Genomic DNA, 20,171 nt, shown 5'->3' with positions numbered 1-20,171 from the left:
TTATCGCTCTGCGCGATACACCAGATCGCCACGTGGGACAGGCTGAGGCTGAAGGCCCAGCCAGGTGTTGTAACCTAACCGCCCGGCGCTACCGAGCGAGGCACCCTGCACCGCGTCGGCGCGCAGAATAACCCGAGTTTCCCATTCAAATTCTACCCCTGCGTACTGGCGTACCCAGTCGCGCAGTTCAGTGACCCACGCTTCGCCTGGCAGAAAGCGGTTGTACTCTTCCGCGCTCAGTGGGCCGATTTCGATACGAAACTTGTGCTGCACGTCGCGCACCGCAACGCCGAGAAAAGCGGATTCTCCCATCCGCGGCAGTCGACGCCCTTCACCCAACTGCGCCTGTTCCCGCGGCGAAAGCGGCATCCACTGCGCCACGTTCGTGACCAGTTTTACCGGGGCGTTAAAATAGTTGCGCAGGATCTTCTCCAGCCCTTCCGGATCCCGGGCGTGACGAGTCAGGTGTCCGGCATGAGTAAAACGGGCATGTGCGCTCAGGCTGCCTTTGGTCATCTGCCCCGGCTGGCCCATCCCGATCAAGGATGCCAGATACCCCTCAAAGCGTTTGTTGTCCGCGCGGTCAAGAGAGACGGCGGGCTGCGCATCAGCCCAGGCGCGGTAAAACAACAGCGTCAGGCGATGATGGAACAGATCGGCAAACGCGCTCAGGCTGGTGTCCTGATGATGATGAATACGCTCCCGGGCGTACTCTGTCATATGGACGGGCAGCGGGCCATTTGGACCAAACAGACCAAAGCTGAGGATAGACACCTCGTGCAGCCCGTTCTCTTCACGCTGGCGCACCTGCGCGAGGGTTGACGGCGCAAAGCTCATCGATGGCTGCTGACCGATACGTAATGGCTCAAATTTCGGCAGCGGCGCGCGCCCCAGCGGATAACGTTCACCGCCCTGGGCATCAATGCGTCTTAATAGCTGGAACAGATCGTAGCGCCACGGCGTCTCACGAACGCCGCGCCAGAAAGCGTCCGGCAACGGCGTCAGGCGATGGACACGCAGCGGCGCGGAGGCGACTTCGCTCATAGTAGTGCCCTTTTCCCCATGCGCGGTGCCCAGTAGCCAATCTCACCGCGCTGCTGACTCTTCAGCGTGAATTCAGTAAAGCTGTTGATGGACACCAGACGGGCAAACAGGCGTTCCAGCACGCTGCCGAAAAGCCAGGGGCTGGCGCCGGAAAACGCACGCTCATCCACCGTCAGAGTAATGCCGATCCCGCGCGCAAAGACCACCGGACCCGGCTCCGGGACGCGACGGTGAACCGGCTCCAGCACGCAGTGGCGAACGCCCTCAACCTGACGCGCAACCGGCGTCTCCGCCAGGTTAGCATACAGCCCTAACAGCTGACGCAGGGCGGCGGCGCCCTCTTCGTTTTCGCTGTCCATCAGGCTGAGATAGTTCATCTGCAGCTGGCTGATCAATCGCCAGGTGCTAAACCCTTCGGCCAGAGCCGGACGCGGCGGCGTTGGGCCTTTTCGCAGGGTCAGGGATTTCACCGGCATGGAATCGGCCATGATGAACTGTCCGAGCTCCTGCTGAAGCATCAGCGGCAGGTCGCGGCTGGTGCACAATACTTCCGCGGAGATATAGCGCAGATTTTCCTGCCAGGGTGCATGCTGTTCATCCACCAGCGAAACAAAGACTTCGGAGCCGATATAACCGGTTCGGGTGCCGTAGCGCAGGGCATGTTCAGAGAGTACTCGCTGCTCACGGCGCAGGGAAAAATAGGCGCCATAGTTGCCCGCATCACCGCTCCAGGTGCTCCAGAAAGGTCGGAATGTCTGATCGTCACGCTGGCCGTCGGCACTGCCGAAGATTTTGTTTACCGCATAAATTTCATAATCCAGGGGACGGATGTTATCCACCACCAGATGATATTCATGCTGGCTCTCGCTCAGCTTCTGCCGCGCCGCCACTTTCGGGAAAAGGTTGATCACCGGCGTGCAATGCATCGCCAGATGGCTGGCATCAACCACCCGCTCCAGCTGCTCATCGCTTTTATCCAGCAGGATGAAAATATCGAACGCTTTTTCATTTTCACAGTGCTGGATAAGCTTGCCCAGACCGCTGAGGCTGATAAAGCGGAACCGTGCCGGAAACGCAAAGTATTCCTGCAGCAGACGATAGCCGTCAAAGTTGCGCAGGTCGTCCGGAAGCAGCGCCTGGTCCGGCTCAAACCCTTCCTGTCGTAAGGCATCCGCAGAGAGCAGCTGTCGCTGCGGGTGCTTGCTGACGGTCTGGCAGACAATCCCGGCGTGGTGCTCCATGACCAGCTCAAGCAGCTTGAGCGCTTCAATATCCGGGCCGCTAAGGAAAAACTCCAGACGATCAAAATCCAGATGCCCAAGATGCTGCGGGCCATCGCAGGCAATGCGGATCCGTAACGCGCTGTTGATCCCCCGCTGGCTCAGGCCCAGCTGCGCCAGCGGCAGATCGGCAGGCACACCGCCCAGCTCGACCTTATCGATTTTCAGCGGCAACAGATTAACTTCATGCGCCGTGGTGTAGCTGCAGGTGACCCCGGTCTTTTTCAGCGCCAGGCTGTCCATCATGGTGCCGCGCGGCACCTTAAAACCGTTGCTCAGATCGCCACGCGTGCTGTCGGGCTGGATTTCAGCAATCGCCATTGAGGGGGTTGGCGCGAGATAGTTTGGCGCAATCATTTCCAGCAAACGCTGGGAGAAGCGCGGGAACTCCGCATCCATTTTCATTTGCACGCGGGAGGTCAGGAACGCGAACCCCTCCATCAGGCGTTCTGTATACGGATCCGCCACTTCGATGCCGCGCATGCCCAGTCGACCCGCAACTTTGGGATAGCGCTCGGCAAATTCAGCGCCCATTTCACGCAGATAGGCCAGTTCACGGTTGTAATATTCGAGCAGTTTACTTTCCATGATCACCCCGCATCTTTCAGTTCAAAATGGCCGTTTTCCAGATCGACATCGGTGCGAAACAGAAACTCCAGCGGGTACGGCACACACCACAGACGCCCTTTTATCTCAATGGACAACACGTTGTGCAGATCCAGTGACGAGGTGTCTGACACGCAGCGGACCTGCAGTCCCTGCGGCAAAATACGCGGTTCAAAGTTAATGATGGCCTCGGTAAGCTTGCGCTGAATGTCGTGCCATTCAATGTCTGACATTCTTTTCCCGGCCAGCGGCGCGACGCCAAAATTAACCACCGAGCGGTTCACATGCGGCAACGCGCTCAGGTCACCGGATGCGTCATGGTTGATGGTGTTAAACAACCACTGCAGATCCCGCAGCACGTTACGGCGCAGGGCGGCGTGGGTAATCAGATTACTGTTGGCGGACTCGCGTTTTTTTTCCGGATCGTTATCGGTGAGGCGATCCAGCAGCGAGGGCTGCATTTTATCGCGCGCCCCCACCTTCTCCTGCTTGCTGCGGGCTTGCCAGCCGCTGCGCAGCAGATCGCCTTCGCCAGCGGGATTACTCATGGGCTCCATCCGCAGCAAACGTCACCAGGTTCAACGACAGCAATGGGCTTTCGCTTTGCTCGCTAAGCCAGGCTTTCTGCCCCATGCCTTCATACAGCGTGCCGTCATTGTCGAGCGGCAGCCATTCGGTGGTGCGCGCGAGCTTAACCGCGTCAGACGCATCCGCTGCGAAAGGATAGCGCGCCGGGATCTGGCAAACCTGTTCGGTACCGTCCGTCAGGCGCACCAGCGCATGACGCCACACCAGGTCAGTCACGCTGGCAGGCGCCTGGAAACGGATCTCGGCGATGGCGTTAAACGGCAGCCAGAAATAACGGCCGTTGACGATGGTTTCACACACGGGCCCCAGACGAGCATCGCCGTCCATCAGCCATGCGAATGCCTGCGTCTCGTCATTCTCAAGCGTGATTTGCCCCGCCGTTGCCTGCGCCTGCTCAAGGGCTTCCAGACGCAGCGCCTGAGCACGCTCTCCCGCGTCATTAAGCGCGGCGGCAAGCGTGGTAAGCCACGGCCACTGCGTTTCAGGCATGGCAGGACGAGCCTGCCCCGCCATCACCTGCGCGCGCTGCAGCTCGCCCTGGATGGACTGCTCCAGCAGGGTAACGGTTGGTTTAGCCTGGGGCGTAAGTGCCAGCCAGCTTTTCAGCTGAGTCAGGGCACGCGTCCAGTTACCACTGAGGGTCAAAAATTGCACAAACGCGGCACGGAGATCGGCATCGGCCGGACGGGCTTTGATCTCAGCTTCAAGACGCACCAGCGCGTCACTCAGCGATTCACCCGCCAGGTGTTGATAGAGCGTATTCATAGCCATTCCTTAGTTTGCCGCGCGCCAGGCGCCGACTGCCGGATCGCGCAGCTGAGGGCGCAGGGTGTCAATCAGGACGATATTGAGCGTTGTGCCAGGGGTAACCCAGGCGCCCCAGATTTTTTTCACCGCAGCGATACGCGCCTGCAGTTTTGCATCGTCGCTGGCGGTCTCACGTGAAATCTCCACGGCCACCGTGCCGTTGCTTTTCCAGCCGTTGAGGCTGCTGTCGTAAGGCAGGATCATCCAGCTCTGGTCGCTGTTGGAGGTGCTGAAAACCATGCGCTCTTTGTTGACGGAGGTGATCAGCGCGTTTTCCGGGTCGGCACTTTGATTCAGTCCCATGACCGGGAAGCCGTGAATGTAGGTCACCGGTATCTCTTTTTGTCCACCATTACGGGACTGGGAGATAACCGTGTGACCACTCAGCCAGCTCCCGTTTCCGCAGCGGGTGGTGTCTGAATCCGGAATAAAGAGCGCCGGAGCAGATGAGCCCCCTTCCCAGAAGGTACGCAGATGGCAGCCGTCCTGAAGGGTAAATTCCTGCCACGGCGTGCGATCGGCAGCAACCGTGTGGGTTTCCGCGTTCTGGTCCGGCGGCAGCAACGCACCGCTGGCCGGAGTACTCACTGGCGCAGTCTGCTGCTGTTTTACCACCAGCGCCCAGTCCTGCGCTTTGCCTGCTGTCCCCTGCGCCAGCGTCGTCCCGGACGGATCGTTCAGCGTCCAGCTCAGTTTACTGACTTTGCTGCACTGGTGTTCCAGCAGCGAGCCCAGACGCGGGACAAAGTTCTCCAGAACCGAGACGTCTTTGTTGCCGTTCGCCACGATACGCAGCGCAATCTCTGACTTACACCAGCTCTGTGGGGTGTTGTCTTTGATGTTATCAATCCAGATATCCAGCTTCTGCGCAGGAGACTGCACGATGCGGAAATTCTCAGCCTGCGCGGTGGACGCCACCGCCAGAAGTGCTAAACCCGATAGCCAAAGTTTCATATCGTTCCTTGTGTGTCTAATCAGTTCCGCAGGGAAGAAATTGTGCTGCGTCAGAAAGCGTATGCAGCAAAGTGGTGTCCTGAGGGTTGCCCATCCATACCGCCAGGGCGGTATAGTTATCCTGAGCATTCCCCTCCTGTTCGCCATTCTTTTGGATGATTTGGTTCATTAAGGTCAGCCACTCTTGCGGCGTGTTAACCATGTGCAGCGACTGTTTCATCTGTTCTTCGCTGACGCCGTGCCAGAAACCGTCTGTACAGAGTAGAAATGCATCTCCGTCTTCGACCTGCACCACATCGCTATAGCTCGCTTCTGGCCCACCGTTTTCAATACCCAGCGCCAGATAGAGCAGATTGCTGTTGAGGTTATCGGTGTCGTGCCCTGCATCTTTCATCTGCTGAACCAGGCTGTGATCGGTGGTGACATGCCACAGCCAGCCCCGGCGAAACAGATACAGGCGGCTGTCCCCGGCATGTGCCCAGTAGGCCAGCCGGTAATCTCTGTCGATAAACAGACTGACCAGCGTGGTGCCCATTCGACGATAATCCTGAACCGCCTGCTGTTCGCTGAGAATGGTGCGATTCGCCGTTTGCACATAGTCGCGAATATGCTGCGCGTTCAGGTGCTTGTCGCCATCAAAACGGGAGATAATACTGTTGCGGGCCAGTTCAGCGGCCACCTCACCGCCCGGCAGACCAGCGATACCATCACAGACGACAAAGCAGGCTGAACGTTCCCCTATGGTTTCTCCCGTCTGATCCTGGTTGCTGGCGCGCGTCCCCTGGCGGGAGAGAGAAGCCGTTGCGATATTCATTTTTCTTCCGATCCGCTCTGTGAGTCTTTGTACTGATTTACCTCCATGTCATAAGCATGGAGGAAGGCTTCGCCAAACAGGGTGTGGAAGTCATCCTCAATCTCGCCTGCCGTTTCACCATAGCTGCGGACAAAGTAGTCCCACAGTGCGGCTTTGCGGCTGCCCGGCAGCGCCAGCCGGGAGGTCATCCCGTTCTGCTTCGCCTGCTCTTCCAGCTGTTCCGGGTTGAAGGATTGCAGCATGGCGGCAATGATGGCGCGGATACCGGAGATCATACCCAGCTGATGCGCCTGCAGATCGATCAGCGCGTCACGCACGGATTTTGTCGGCGGCATAAAGCCCGGCATTGGCGTACCGAACATCTGGATCAGAACGGTTTTCCCGGTCGGCAACAGTTTGAACGGGTTGTTGGCATCATCAAGTACCATGGTCATATCGGCTTTTACGCCGCGCTTGAGAATGGAGCGCGAAGAAAGCAGCGCCACGGTGCCCTGAGAGAACATGCCCAGAATTTGCCCCAGCTGACGCATATTTTCACGGTCAAACTGCGGGACGGGCTGCATTTCGCTGAGCCCCATCCCTTCCAGCAGCGCCTCAAGTAATTCGCCCTGCAATACTTCACCCTTTTCGCCATTATGGGCTGCTGGCGACGCCGCGTTTTTGACCGGGTCAATACGCAAACGCCCTTTAGGTGCCTGGGCATTACTGCGCGCCACGGCCTGCGGGGTTGGCATGGTGAAGCCGGCATAATCCGGTCGCGCCGGCTCTTCTTCTTCCGCGCGCGGCGGCACCTGCGGCTCAGGAGCAAACAGCGGAGAAGCGGCAAGGACGTCCTCTTCCTGTTCTGCTTGCGGCTCTGGCGTCAGTTCTGGCTCAACGACGGCCTCTGGCTTATCGCCGACAATCTCATCCGGATGGGTTAACGGTGCCCCGCCCATCAACCCGAGGGGGTCATCATTTCGTGCAGCAGGTGCGCTGGCACTACCGCCAAACAGTGCCAGCGGATCGAGTTCATCCGTCTGCTCTTCTTGAGGACGCGCAGGTTTAGCTTCATTGGGCGGCACCAGCGTAGACGGGGTGACGTCGTCAAAAATGCTCTCTTTTTTGAACAACGCTTCGTCACTGAACAGCGTATCCGGATCCACGTTCTTACGCTCAAGCTTCGGATCGCTGTCATTGAACATCGCCAGCGGATCTTCAGCGTTACGCTCAGGTGCGACAGGCTGGGAGAACGGATCGTGCGACGCTGCCGGCTGCGGCTTCGCCCGAGAACTGGAAATGCTGTCGGAGATAGAGAACTCCTGCATCAGGCTATCCCAGATTTCCGACGGCACAGCAGTCGGTTCCGCCTTCCCGCGCGGGGCGGCGCTCGCAGGCTTTGGCTGCGGGGCTGCCGCAGGGGCCGCGGCTGGACGCGACTGCTGCTGCATGGTCGCCGCCATGCGGCTGACTGGCTGCGTATCATGAATCAGTTCGGTCACTTCGATGCGGTAATCATCAATACCGAGAATGTCCCCATCCTGCAGCTCAACCTGGCGCCCGCGCTCAAGCGGAATGTCATTCAATACCACGCGGGTGACGCTGCCACGGTTAGTGACGCGGCATTCGCCCTGGGCGTCAACGTGAACAATGGCCTGCAAACGCGAGATGGTGCGGTCATTGTCCGGCAATACCAGATTGTTATCCGTACCGCGCCCAATGGTGCCGCCCGGGGCATAAAAATCACAGCTGCTCTGCGGCGGCTGATGACCGGGTTTTGTAGAAATAATCGTGAATCGCATGGCGTATTCCTGCTGGTATGATTAGCGCTCAAACGCTGCCGCTCTCGGGGCGAGAACGGCGGCGTTTGGGGGTTAAGGCAAAGAACATTTTAAGTAATTTATAAAAAAACAAACATCCTTTGGAATGGCATAGTTATCGCCCAGTAGCAACCAGCACAAATAACAATAACATTAACATCACCACAAAAATCGTTAATTTGTAAAACGTTTCAATCCAGGAGAATCGATATGCTGATAATATACATCTTCCGGCTTCTGGGGTGATTTGCTTTTTATCATCTGGCTTAATCGGCTTGCACGCAATTATTCTTCTCATTAAAAAAACACGATAAGCAAAGCCAGGCAAACCAAGCTGGTTATAAAAAAGATAATCATTTATATCTAAGTACTGTTTACTACTTAGAAGGTGAAATGCTTTTGTAAGTTCTTGCGAGTACTTTCGATAAAAATAAATATACAACACCAAAGAAATAAACAACCCTAAGAATATTGATGAGAGCAAGATTAAGCGCATTAATTCAGACATTTACTTACCTCCCGAACAAGTCAATTTGCTAATCCCTTCGGCAAATCTAGCTACTCATTTTGAAGCTTTTATCCGTGCCGCGCCCAATGGTGCATAAAATCACAACCGCCCTGCAGCGACGTTTGGGTGCAAAGTTAATTAATACTCAGAATCAATTAATACCTTTCAAAATTAAAACATTAAAAAAGCCACCGTGAAAATAATCTTTTCGTTATATGAAGAGAGCCAGACTATTTCAGAACCAGACGGAGTGCCATTATACTTATGGGAATCTTCTTTTGTAGCAACCCAGTTTGCGTTAATGGCTGATAGACTCACGGAACCTCACTTGAATGGTTTAGACAATCAATATATAAAAACTCATCACCAGAACAAAAAAATTATAAAGTGGAGAACATATTCGAACTCACGTCATTCTTCACGTAATATTAAAATTATTCATTTGCCCACCAGCTTCTACATGACCACCAAATGACTCTATTTTTGGGTGTTTAGCGTTCGAATTGCGTCGCTGTTGGTGATTAAGCTGCACTTCAATACCTGATAATGGCCCGGTTCGCTACCGCCTACCTTCTCTTTAAGTAAGGAAACAATAATGTTGTCCGCTTTTTCAAAATTCTCTGCAGGTAGATTGCTTGCTTCGAGCCATGCGGCAGCGCTGGCCTCTGCATCATCTTTTAAACTCTTACTGTCCGCAATCTTACTGATACAACGATTTTGCACCCAGTTTTCAAAGATTTGTTGTTGAGTAAAAGCACTGACATCAGGCAATGTTTGAGCATAAACAACGGTGGCATTTAACGCTAATGCGAGCAGTAATAAACGTTTCATTTCAGGCTCCAGAATGTTGCATTCGTAGGAATAAACGAACCATTGCCGGGTGATCCAAGGAAATGGCAGTCATCCGAGCAAATATTTCCATTCCAGAGTGTTACATGTCCGGTTGCGTCACGCCACCCATGGCCGGTAAAGATAATAATGCCTTGCTTGCCTGAAAATTGTGCTGGTGTAGGAGAGGCGACTGACATATCTGCATGACCCAGAACAGTAGGAAGAAATGCAATCATATCTTTAACGCGGAACATATAGCGTTTTTTGTCATTTCCGGTCACTGTCGCGTATTTGCTATTAGACGGAATAGGTATACCACAATAATTCAAAACATAGCTCATACGAATGGGACAGGCATTTTTAAAAATACCAGCATCGATATTATGCTGAACTTTTCCACCCAATAATTTGCCAACCTGTTCCACATTAACGTTAACTTCTCTGAATCTGTTCCAGGCAGCACCAAAAGCAGGACGCATAGCAGACATTCTTCTTTCTCCATCCTAAGAAGGTCACGTAAAAGTGAGCCCTTTCGGGCCCACTATCATTACGCTTCTTTGTTTTCTTTGATGTTCCAGCCAGCGCTGCTTTCAGCACCTTTACCACCAGCAGTGGTCTGCTCCCAGTACTGCTGTTTCACTTTCGCAGCCTGGAATGCATAGGTCACACCAACGGTGTCGCCGTTGTCTGCACCGGTGTACTGAACAGAAGTTACCAGCACATCTTCGAGCGTGATGCGGGTATATTCAACTTGCTGACCACCCGCTTTGCACACGGACAGTTCAACTTTAGTCAGGTGCTTACCGCTTGCGCAGTGTTTGAGAATTGCTGTAGTGGATTTGTCGATCAGAGCGTTAACGTGCAGATCGTTAAAGTTAACTTTACCGGCACCGCCGCCGCCACCAACACTCATATTACCTGGCTGGGAAGCGCCCCAGGAGAAGGAGGTAATATCAGTCCAGCCGGTGTGGTTAGAATCTTTAGATTCGCCCGTAACACCCTCGACCTTCAGAAACATATCAATAGCCATAATATCTACTCTTCGTGGATGAACAATATTGCTTTCGAAAAAGCACTTATATGGCAAACAGGAAAGCATGGGGCTGAATAAAACCGTCCATATTTTACCTCTGCCTCATATCAAATGACCCGTGTCATTTGACAGTCTTGACATTCCCCCTGAATGAAAGGAAAGAATGTGAAGTCTTTACTACTGCGGATTATCCTGAAGCCAGGTACGGTCAGGATTGCCTATAATTAATTGAGGTACAAGTTTATTAAGTTCGTCACTATGATAAAGACGTAGACAGTTTAACGTTACGCCTTTGACATCGGGTTTTATCTCAGAATGAAAGGCATTGGTTGCGCCTTTATATTTATCAATAAGGGCATTAATTTTGTCATTGCCATTTTCAATATCGAAAGGCACCCATTCCAGTAATGCATTACTGCTACGGGCTGCATCCAGAGAAAACTGGCTTTTATCATCTGAAACTTGTGCCAGACAGCGAGAAAAAACAACGTCTTTAACAACTTGCTTATAAGGCATTTTTTTGACAAACATCACCGGATCGTTAGTTGCATAAACAGAGGCGGAACTGGTGAGCAACAGTAGACTGGCAATTATTTTTTTCATGGCAACTCCCAAAAATTGGCTTTGGTCGTCGTGTAATTCGTCTCCGGTGCATTGAAATAACAATGATCCGAACAGGTTAAACCATTCCAGAATGTGGCATGACCTGCGGCGTCACTCCAGCCCTGTACCTCAAACAGAATTACGCCCTTTTTGTTGGCTAATTGTTGAACGGGTAAGGAAGGATAACTCACGACCATGTCAGGTTTACCCCACTGACGCGTCAACCAGGCAATAACATCCTTTACCCGATAGAAGTACCATTTATTATCAGCACCGGATACCGTGAGATTTGCAATACGCGGGACGGGATGCCCGGTATAGTTCAGAACATAACTCATGCGTACGGCACAACTATTTGACCACCCACCCTGATCTTGCGGTATTTCGAAGTTGTGCTTAACCTTGCCGCCGATAATTTGCTTAACTTTGCCGATAGAATCATTTGCATCGTAAATACGTGTTGCCGCCGCCCAGGCAGCAACAAACGAAGGTCTCGCGGTCATATTTCCTCTCACATTTCCATGCTATAAAGCAAGCGCCGGGTAAGGCCTCCCGGCGGCAATCATCATCACGCGTCTTTCGTCTTCAGTGACGGAAGTTTAGAAACCAGACGCAGAGAAACGGTCAGACCTTCCAGCTGGTAGTGTGGACGCAGGAAGAATTTCGCGGCGTAGTAGCCCGGGTTATCTTCAATTTCCTGCACCTGCACTTCGGCAGCCGCCAGCGGTTTACGGGACTTGGTCTCCTGTGAGGAGTTAGCCGGGTCGCCGTCCACATAGTTCATCACCCAGTCGTTCAGCCAGCGTTCCATCTCTTCACGTTCACGGAAGGAGCCAATTTTGTCGCGCACGATGCACTTCAGGTAGTGGGCAAAGCGGCAGCAGGCGAACAGGTACGGCAGACGGGATGCCAGACGCGCGTTAGCGGTCGCATCCGGGTCGTGGTACTCAGCCGGTTTCTGCAGAGACTGCGCGCCGATGAAGGCGGCAAAGTCAGAGTTTTTGCGGTGAACCAGCGGCATAAAGCCGTTCTTCGCCAGCTCGGCTTCACGACGATCGCTGATGGCGATCTCGGTCGGGCATTTCATGTCCACGCCGCCGTCGTCGCTCGGGAAGGTGTGACATGGCAGGTTTTCAACCGCCCCGCCGGACTCCACGCCGCGGATTGAAGTGCACCAGCCATACTCTTTAAAGGAGCGGTTGATGTTGGCAGCCATGGCATACGCGGCGTTCGCCCAGGAGTAGCTGTTGTGGTTCGCGCCATCGGTCTGCTCTTCGAAATCGAAGCTGTCGACCGGGTTAGTGCGAATACCGTACGGCAGGCGCGACAGGAAGCGCGGCATCACCAGGCCAAGGTAGCGTGCATCTTCGGATTCACGCAGTGAACGCCACGCGGCATACTCGGTGTTCTGGAAGATTTTGGTCAGGTCGCGCGGGTTCGCGAGTTCCTGCCAGGACTCCATCTGCATCACGCCCGGTGCGGTACCGGTGATAAACGGACAGTGGGCCGCCGAGCCGATACGCGCCATCTCGCCCAGCAGTTCAACGTCCTGCGGACTGTGGTCGAAGTAGTAGTCGCCGACGATGCAGCCAAACGGCTCGCCACCAAACTGACCATACTCCTGCTCGTAGATTTTCTTGAAGATTGGGCTCTGGTCCCAGCCCACGCCCTTAAAGCGTTTCAGGGTACGACCCAGCTCCTGCTTGGAGATGCTCATAAAGCGGATCTTCAGCATCTCGTCGGTTTCAGTGTTGTTCACCAGGTAGCTCAGACCGCGCCAGGCGCTCTCCAGCTTCTGGAACTCTTCATGGTGAATAATCTGGTTCACCTGCTGAGACAGCTGCTCGTCGATACCGGCAATCAGGTTCTGAATGGTGCGGTAGGTGTCACTGGAGAAGGTAACGGTATTTTCCAGCGCCTGCTGCGCCAGCGTTTTTACCGCGCTTTCCACCGCGGAGCGCGCCTGATCGGTTTTCGGGCGGAACTCTTTGTTCAGCAGCGCGCTGAATTCATCCTGGCTGAACGCCTGACCACTCTGCTGCTCGTGTTGTTGAGTCTGGTTGCTCATCGATTATTCCTCGCTACCTTTCGCACTTTCGTCATTTTTCGGCAACTGGCTCAGAGATTTGAGCAGCGTCGGATCCTGCAGAATTTTAGCGATCAGCTCTTCCGCGCCGTTTTTGCCATCCATATAGGTCAGCAGGTTGGAAAGTTGAGTACGTGCTTCCAGCAGCTTGTTCAACGGCCCAACCTTGCGGGCTACCGCGTCCGGCAGGAAATCGTCCATGCTGTCGAAGGTCAGATCAACGTTGAGCTTACCTTCGCCGGTCAGCGTGTTATCCACCTGGAACGCCACGCGAGGTTTCAGCGCTTTCATGCGCTCGTCAAAGTTATCAATGTCGATTTCGAGGAATTTACGCTCGTCGACTGCCGGCAGGTTTTCCACCGGTTTGCCGACCAGATCGGCCATGACGCCCATCACAAACGGCAGCTGAATTTTACGTTCTGCACCGTAGATCTCTACGTCGTACTCGATCTGCACGCGGGGGGCACGGTTACGTGCGATGAATTTCTGCCCACTGTTACTCATTGCCATGATGTTCTCCATCAAAGATGCGCGGTGAAGGTGAAACGGCAGGCTCCATGCCTGTCGTCATAATGCCAGGACGCGTTATTCGCGGCGTCCAAAGATGTTTTCCAGTTGGTTAACGCCGTCTGGCGCCAGGTCGCGAATAATGTCCATAAAGTTAAGTTCTGACAGCCGCTGCACCCGTTCAATCATCAACGGTGCGGGGTGGCTCGGTTCGTACTGCGCAAAATACTGTTTGGCTTTCTCCAGCATCAGCTGTGCATCGGCGCGGCTGGTGACCTGCACGCTGCGCCAGTCTGTAACCTGCTGAACGGGTTGTGCGACCGCCGGTTGAGGTTCAGCGCTGAGCTCAGCCTGTGCCTCCCGGTTGGGCAGCAGCTTGCTGATGTCGGTCACCTGACAGGCGCTGGCGACCAGCCCGACGGTTTTCAGCAGCTGTTCCATCTCCGGAACGCCGCTTTCACCAAGATGGCCGGTGAGCAACTCACGAATGGCCAGCAGCCGTTCGTTAATCACTATCACCGCCGACGTGCCCGGCTGATCGCCGCGGGCCAGCTCGTCAATCAGTCTTGGACGGCCACCGGGATAATCCGGACATTCGGTTTTACTGCCATCCAGCAGTGCCTGAGCGTCGCGAAGTGAAATTTCATCGCCATTTGATCGCAGCAGCGAGGCGTTACGCACGGCGACGGTCAGGTCAGACTTATCACTCAGCCCGGCCAGGGCGTTAATGCGGTAAAACGGGTCGGTTTCGCCATACTCTTCCAGCAGCGGATAGAGCGGCTCCCAGTAACGCGTGATCGCCTCCTGCACCAGTAACAACCCGTCGGCGTAGCCCGCAAGGCCGCGGCGACGTGTCCATGCATGCGTTAACGCCAGCATGACGCGCAGATCTTTGGTGCGGCTCAGCAGGCTGGTGGCGAATTTTTCCACCGTATTCCAGTCAGCAGGTTCTGCCGGAATGATGGTGTCGCCAAACTGCTGCTCTGCTTTGCCCTGGCTGGCCTGATTCATGAGCTGGAAATCAGCGTCATACTCCAGGTTTTCGCCGCAGGGCTTGTCGGGGCTTATTGGCGCGAGAAATTCTTCGATATTCATAAGATCCCTGCTTATTCAAACATGGGCGGATAGAGACCGTGACGGCCCGGGCGGGCGCCACCTGCCGGGTCGAACAGCAGCGTAAAGAGCTGCCCGGTGAAGTTGCCGCTGTGAACATGGGTGTAGAGCGGGTAGCCGTCGCAGCGGTTGGTCCACCAGTAGCTGGTCTGGCGAAGCGGGTCAAAGCACTCTGCTGCCTGAGGCCAGCCCAGCGTGCTCTGGCCGTCTTCGTCATAACCAATCACGTCGAGAATATCTGAGCGCTTTTGCGGCTCGACGGGCTGCGGCGCCGGAATGGACATCAGCATGTCATCGAGCTGTGAGGCAGAAAAACTGTTACGTACCGCATGCAGGCCCAGACGGCCAATCTGCTGATACCAGCTTTCAGCCTGACTGAGCAGACGTGACGACCAGTCAGCGGGGGCAAAGCTGAGCTGAATGCAGACCGGATATTGTCGACCAACGCTGTCACGTCCCGGCAGCAGGCAGCCCATCTGAATCATCTGGCTGCCCAGCATCGGCGGTACGACAAAATTCCAGACCGGCGCTTTGTTAAACGGGCGCTCACCGCTGCGCTGCTCTTCCTGCTGCCAGGCCAGCAGGCCGACCTGGAACCAGTGTGACCACTGGCGTTGCAGGGTGTCAGGAAAGCGACGCTGCAAAAAATCTCCGGCGCTGGGCAGTTTGCCATACCAGCTGTAGCGGTTCATCGCAGGGGTATTCGTCATACGGCTGTCCTTGCGGTTATGGGCATGAGAAACGGGGAAGCTGGAACGGGTTACGAATACTGTTTGGCGCAAATTCCAGCGTAACCTGATGTCCGTCTACGTTGAAGGTCGCCTGGCGACTCAGACTTCCCGCCCCCGGGCTGGTACGCGCTTTATCGAAAAAGCGGTTCAGCGCCCAGGAACCGTTCGTCACCAGCGTAGCCGTGCTGCCGTTAGCCAGACCCAGCTGCATACGCACCTGGTTAGTCCCGCCCGGCCCCGGCCAGTTCATGATCTGCACAGCCTGTGGACCGTGGCTGTAGCGCAGCAGTTGACCGTCAACATCCAGCGTCAGGTTAAGGATCGTGTTATCCATTCTGACGGTGCGCACCGTCACTTTGTAAGAAGGCGTGGTAGCACCGTTAGCAAAGAAAGCATCGCGAATGGACTGCGCCTGCTGGAACGGTCTCAGGAGACCTTCACTTCCCGGCAGCGTTTTTCCATCAATGCCCGGCATAAAGCGCCAGTTCGCCTGCGTGGTATCGACTTTATTGGTCAGGTTGTCACGAAAGAAGGTGTCCATCAGCCCGGTGCCTGGCGCAAACATGCGCGCGAGATCGTCCGGCGTGGCCTCCGTACTGGCGCTGCGCACCAGCGGGTAACGGCCAGCGATTGCCTGACGGCAGAAACCGCCGACTTCGACGTTAATCCGCTTACGCACGTTTTCGAGGTCGCGACGCTGGGTATCACTGCTGGCCCCCACCGCCATATTGCTGAACATGGTTTGCAGACCGCCCGGCAGACGACCGGCACTGGCCTGCAGACGGCTAATCGCCTCGCCTCCCGGAGCAGGCATGCCGCTGTTGGCCGCGTCCTGAACGGCAGTCAGATAGCGGTAAAGTTCATCGACCTGCTTGAGAAAATCATCAAAGACGATGGTCTTCCCGCCCTTCTCCAGCGGCTGCGCCAGCTCAATCACTGGAGCATAGTGATCGGTTACCAGCTGTTCAGGTGCCTGAGTGACCACCGCGGCCTGCGTCGGGGCATTGTCATTATTACTGAATAACGCTTCGAGCGTGCGGGTGGCACGGTTGCTTTGCGCTTGCGCTTTACCGGCATCATCCGGGGCTGGCGCATTACGTGAAAGCGTCAGGACCTGGCTCAGGTTCAGCACCAGACGGCGCAGCGGCGAGTTTGCCCCGGAGAGCAGACGCGCGGTATTGATGCGCTGGGAGAGATCGGCGCTGTTATTAAGCTGAATGTCGGCGAGGAAGCGATCCCAGTTGGCGATAAAGTCGCGCATGTAGAGCTGGCGCACGGCGTTATCGATCTGCTGTTTATCTTCCTGGGCTGAGGTCGCCCCCAGCACCCACGCATCGTCTTCATGCAGGGCAGTGGTGACGCTGTCAATCTGGCCGTTGAAGCTTTTCCAGTAACCGTCCGGGGTATAAAGACCCGGTACGCCTTCACTCACCGGCTTGCCGCTTTTGCGTGAAAACACCAGCTCGCTCTGCGGACCGCCCAGGTCGGAGAGCGATACCGGTTTCAGGTTTTCATCATGCTCCAGCAGACGCTTCAGACGACCATACACCCGGGTGGAAAGTGGCTGCTGGTTGATTAGCGCCCTTTCACGCGCGACCAGGGATTCATCCTGCGCGTACGGCGAGGCCTGAATTTTCGGCTCAAGCAGCTGTGTCAGGTGCCATTCAAGCTGCTGAAGCTGCGCCTGAGTCACGTTCTGTGGCAGGTTGCGCTGCAGATTGAGCATTACCCAGGAGTGCAGGAATTTGCCGTCGTAGTGCTTCGGCTGATAGAGCATCTGGTAGGCCTTCAGCGCTTCATAGCTGTATTCCACATCGCTGCCGTTATCGTTGCGCAGCCAGGTGGTAATGTGCATCGCCACGGCAGGGAGCAGCATCTGGTCCAGCGCTTTCTGGTACAGAGACTGCGATGCATCGCTGACGTCATCCCCACGATAGAGCCCCATACGGCGTGAAACAGGCGGATCGTTAACATCAAACGCGTCACTTTTCGGCAGATCGACCAGGCCATTCAGCAAGGGCAGAAGGTCAAACAGATCGCGCTGAGGCTGATTCTGCAGCGCCTTGCTCTGCTGATCCAGCAGCGGCACCTTTGCGTCCACCTCTTCCAGATAAGCCTTGTTCCTGGCATAGCTGGTCAGCCACAGTCCACCAAGGATCACCAGCAGGGCCAGCAGCGCCGCATAGCCGGACCAAATGACGGCGCGGTTACGCAGTTCCCACCAGCGGTTTTCCCCGGCGATGCCGGCTTCCTGGAAAATGACGTTTTGCAGCAGGTTCTTGATGAAGAAGCTCTGCCCTTTCGCCCCCGGAATCGGAGCCTCTTTGCTGACGGAGTCCCAGCGATTTCCCTCTTCACCTTCCGGCAAGGAGAGCGCACGGTTAAGTTCGCCCATCACCCGGTCAAACGGCATACCTTCCTGGGTACCACTGGCGAAATAGATCCCGCGCGGGGAGAATTCGGTTTCAAAGTTAGAGCGGGCAAAGACCGTGCTCAGGTAGTCAGCCAGCAGCGGACGCAGTGCGGCAAACTCCTGCGGGAAGAGATACGCTTCCGCGCGCGCTTTTGCGTCATGCTCCTGCAGCAGGGTTTCTGGCAGTCCGGCATCCAGGCGCTGCTGTAAGAGGGAAAATTCTTGCTGGAAGTTACCCATCAGGTCGTAATCAGCGTGTTTGGTTTGCTCCCACGGCAGCGTGAAGCCCCAGATCTGGTCGCGCTGCGCTTTGTCGTAATCGGCAAACCAGGCACGGAAGCCTTTAAGCAGGTCAGCTTTGGTCACCATGACATACACCGGGAAGCGAATACCCAGTTGCTCATGCAGCTCAGAGAGACGCTGGCGCAGGTTGACCGCCTGCTGGCGTGACGCTTCAGGCGAGAGCGTCAGCAGATCAGAAATGCTGATGGTAATAATCACACCGTTGATCGGCTGGCGACGGCGATACTTACGCAGTAACCCCATAAACTCAAGCCATTCACCGGCGTCCTGAACCTGTTCGCTCTCCTGGGTGGTATAGCGACCTGCGGTGTCCAGCAGTACGGCCTCGTTGGTGAACCACCAGTCGCAGTTACGCGTGCCGCCGATCCCGCGCAGCGCGGTCTTACCGAAGCGGTCGGCCAGCGGGAATTGCAGTCCGGAGTTGACCAGCGCCGTGGTTTTACCGCTGCCCGGCGCGCCGATGATGACGTACCACGGCAGTTGATACAGATATTGCGTGCTAAAGCGCTGCGTCCACTGGGCACCCTGTCCCGCTTTGCTGAAGTGCGCTTTTTTCAGCATCTGTGCGGCTTCGTCAAAACGGCTGGCGAGGATCTGCTCCTCGTTGTTCAGTCGCTTCTGCGGATCCGCTGCTTCCGGGCTGGTGGTGTTCTCATTGAGTTTGTCCATCAGCTTGCGGTTCAGCCAGGCATTGTACAGCCGTGGCAGAATGTGGCCCTGCGCCCAGAGCAGATAAACCACCGCAATACTGATAATGCGGTTCTGTTCAGATTCGAGCGGTCGGGTGTCCACGATGGACAACAATGGGCCAATCATCCAGATAACCGCCGCAAGCGCAGTGACGCCCAGGAAGCTCCACAGAATGCGATTGGTCAAAATGGAAAGAAGAGTAGTCAGCATCCTTAGTTTCCTTGCGGCAATCCGTTCAGCTCAGCCTGGGTATTTTCAGGCGACACCAGCAGAGTAATTTCCACCCGGCGGTTACGGGCACGGTTTTCCGGCGTATTGTTAGGTGCCACTGGATTAATCTCGCCGCGGCCTTCCGCTTTTACACGTTCAGGTTGAGAGAGGCTTCCCTGCAGCATTTTCTGAACTGACCGGGCACGTTCCAGCGACAGTTCATAGTTAGAGGCAAAGCGCGCGCTGCGAATTGGCACGTTGTCGCTGTAGCCCACCACCAGAATTTTACCGCTGACGTTATTCATGGCCTGTGCAATACGGTTTATTACCGGCTCATAACGGTCACGTACCACGGTTGAGGCGGAAGCAAACAGGCCGTCCCCTTTCAGGATCACCACGCTACGGTCCGCTTCATCTTTTACCGCAACCAGACCGGCTTCAATTTCCGGCTTCAGGAAACCACGCAGGTTCAGCACCGCAGGCAGCTGGCGGGCAGGTTGCTGGATAGTCGTTTCGGGAAGCTGTGACTGATAAATTTTTGCTAATACCGGGTTGGTGTTATCGCCAAGCCGCCAGTTAAGCACGATATAGAACAGGCAGGCGATAAACCCGGCCAGCGCCACACAGGCCCACAGAGGTACCATGGGTCGCCATAGCTTGCGCAGTACCGGACGATCTTCCGGATGCGGAGAGAGCTGTGGCGGGTAACTGCCACGCACGCCGCGAATCATCTGCCACAGCCGTTGCTTGATGGTTTCAAGCTGGGTGCGGCCATTATCCAGCACCCGATAGCGCCCCTCGAAGCCGAGCAGCAGGCAGTAGTTGATCATCTCCAGCAGCAGAATATGTTCGCGCGGGTTTTGCGACAGACGCGCCAGCAGCTGGAAGAACTTTTCGCCGCCCCAGGTTTCGTTATGAAACGTCACCAGCAGACCATTGCTGGACCAGACGCCGCTGCTGCCCCAGGGGGTAAGCGCGGCGGCCTCATCAAGTGCCGTACACAGGCAGTAACGTGCCCCGACGATCACCTCATAGGCCAGACCGGCCTGCTGACAGCGCACTTCGAACCGGCGGATCTCATCGATCAGGCGCTGGCGCAACGCCACCTGATCGTCATGTGATACCGAATGACGGATTTGCGGAATCGCATTGAGCAGCGGATTGGCGGCCGCCACCAGCTGATTGTTGCTACTGGCTCCGGTAAACGCGGCATCACTGCCGGTATCCTGTCGTTCCTGCATATTAAGCGCT

General features: G+C 55.6%; 19 protein-coding genes. All 19 read right to left on the bottom strand.

What is annotated here, in order from left to right:
* The 19 genes from tssG to QE396_RS03625 all read right to left on the bottom strand — a co-directional run bounded on the left by tssG (position 1) and on the right by QE396_RS03625 (position 20,161).
* A complete protein-coding gene (gene tssG, locus QE396_RS03715) occupies positions 1 to 1,044 on the bottom strand; it encodes a type VI secretion system baseplate subunit TssG (protein WP_020883468.1) in 1,044 nt (347 codons plus the stop codon).
* On the bottom strand, positions 1,041 to 2,912 hold the full coding sequence (gene tssF, locus QE396_RS03710; RefSeq protein ID WP_020883467.1) for a type VI secretion system baseplate subunit TssF: 1,872 nt from the start codon (positions 2,910 to 2,912) through the stop codon (positions 1,041 to 1,043). The genes tssG and tssF overlap by 4 nt, the downstream gene beginning before the upstream one ends.
* Before the next feature lie 2 nt (positions 2,913 to 2,914).
* Entirely contained in the window at positions 2,915 to 3,478 is a 564-nt protein-coding gene (gene tssE / locus QE396_RS03705) for a type VI secretion system baseplate subunit TssE (RefSeq protein ID WP_010432861.1), read from the bottom strand.
* Entirely contained in the window at positions 3,471 to 4,283 is an 813-nt protein-coding gene (locus QE396_RS03700; RefSeq protein WP_020883466.1) for a type VI secretion system accessory protein TagJ, read from the bottom strand. Before QE396_RS03700 ends, tssE begins: the two co-directional genes overlap by 8 nt.
* A 9-nt stretch (positions 4,284 to 4,292) precedes the next feature.
* Complete coding sequence (locus QE396_RS03695; protein WP_020883465.1) at positions 4,293 to 5,279, bottom strand: hypothetical protein; 987 nt, start codon at positions 5,277 to 5,279, stop codon at positions 4,293 to 4,295.
* Positions 5,280 to 5,295: 16 nt separating this feature from the next.
* A complete protein-coding gene (locus QE396_RS03690) occupies positions 5,296 to 6,093 on the bottom strand; it encodes a PP2C family serine/threonine-protein phosphatase (RefSeq protein WP_014170545.1) in 798 nt (265 codons plus the stop codon).
* Positions 6,090 to 7,874 (bottom strand): type VI secretion system-associated FHA domain protein TagH, encoded by a 1,785-nt coding sequence (gene tagH, locus QE396_RS03685; RefSeq protein ID WP_020883464.1) that lies wholly within the window; start codon positions 7,872 to 7,874, stop codon positions 6,090 to 6,092. The genes QE396_RS03690 and tagH overlap by 4 nt, the downstream gene beginning before the upstream one ends.
* A 133-nt stretch (positions 7,875 to 8,007) precedes the next feature.
* Positions 8,008 to 8,400: a hypothetical protein gene (locus QE396_RS03680; protein WP_020883463.1), complete on the bottom strand. Its 393-nt coding sequence runs from the start codon at positions 8,398 to 8,400 to the stop codon at positions 8,008 to 8,010.
* Between the two features lie 477 nt (positions 8,401 to 8,877).
* Positions 8,878 to 9,231, bottom strand: coding sequence for a T6SS amidase immunity protein Tai4 family protein (locus QE396_RS03675; RefSeq protein ID WP_020883462.1), 354 nt, complete (start codon positions 9,229 to 9,231; stop codon positions 8,878 to 8,880).
* Entirely contained in the window at positions 9,228 to 9,719 is a 492-nt protein-coding gene (locus QE396_RS03670) for a type VI secretion system amidase effector protein Tae4 (protein WP_020883461.1), read from the bottom strand. The genes QE396_RS03675 and QE396_RS03670 overlap by 4 nt, the downstream gene beginning before the upstream one ends.
* 59 nt (positions 9,720 to 9,778) lie before the next feature.
* Positions 9,779 to 10,261 carry a type VI secretion system tube protein Hcp gene (locus QE396_RS03665; RefSeq protein ID WP_014884229.1) on the bottom strand — a complete coding sequence of 161 codons (483 nt, stop codon included), beginning with the start codon at positions 10,259 to 10,261 and terminating at the stop codon, positions 9,779 to 9,781.
* Between the two features lie 180 nt (positions 10,262 to 10,441).
* Entirely contained in the window at positions 10,442 to 10,867 is a 426-nt protein-coding gene (locus QE396_RS03660) for a T6SS amidase immunity protein Tai4 family protein (protein WP_020883460.1), read from the bottom strand.
* Entirely contained in the window at positions 10,864 to 11,370 is a 507-nt protein-coding gene (locus QE396_RS03655) for a type VI secretion system amidase effector protein Tae4 (RefSeq protein WP_020883459.1), read from the bottom strand. The genes QE396_RS03660 and QE396_RS03655 overlap by 4 nt, the downstream gene beginning before the upstream one ends.
* A gap of 65 nt (positions 11,371 to 11,435) precedes the next feature.
* A complete protein-coding gene (gene tssC / locus QE396_RS03650; RefSeq protein WP_014170549.1) occupies positions 11,436 to 12,935 on the bottom strand; it encodes a type VI secretion system contractile sheath large subunit in 1,500 nt (499 codons plus the stop codon).
* A gap of 3 nt (positions 12,936 to 12,938) precedes the next feature.
* Entirely contained in the window at positions 12,939 to 13,463 is a 525-nt protein-coding gene (tssB, locus tag QE396_RS03645; RefSeq protein WP_309949961.1) for a type VI secretion system contractile sheath small subunit, read from the bottom strand.
* A gap of 75 nt (positions 13,464 to 13,538) precedes the next feature.
* Positions 13,539 to 14,555, bottom strand: a complete 1,017-nt coding sequence (gene tssA, locus QE396_RS03640) for a type VI secretion system protein TssA (protein ID WP_020883458.1) — start codon at positions 14,553 to 14,555, stop codon at positions 13,539 to 13,541.
* Between the two features lie 11 nt (positions 14,556 to 14,566).
* Entirely contained in the window at positions 14,567 to 15,283 is a 717-nt protein-coding gene (tagF, locus tag QE396_RS03635) for a type VI secretion system-associated protein TagF (protein ID WP_020883457.1), read from the bottom strand.
* Between the two features lie 16 nt (positions 15,284 to 15,299).
* On the bottom strand, positions 15,300 to 18,920 hold the full coding sequence (gene tssM, locus QE396_RS03630) for a type VI secretion system membrane subunit TssM (RefSeq protein ID WP_020883456.1): 3,621 nt from the start codon (positions 18,918 to 18,920) through the stop codon (positions 15,300 to 15,302).
* 2 nt (positions 18,921 to 18,922) lie between these two features.
* Positions 18,923 to 20,161 carry a DotU family type VI secretion system protein gene (locus tag QE396_RS03625; RefSeq protein ID WP_020883455.1) on the bottom strand — a complete coding sequence of 413 codons (1,239 nt, stop codon included), beginning with the start codon at positions 20,159 to 20,161 and terminating at the stop codon, positions 18,923 to 18,925.
* Positions 20,162 to 20,171 lie beyond the last annotated feature (10 nt).

Origin of the sequence: Enterobacter sp. SORGH_AS_0287 (assembly GCF_031453695.1) — a bacterium.
GTDB classification, from domain to species: domain Bacteria; phylum Pseudomonadota; class Gammaproteobacteria; order Enterobacterales; family Enterobacteriaceae; genus Enterobacter; species Enterobacter ludwigii.
This window is presented reverse-complemented; position numbering and strand designations above follow the sequence as displayed.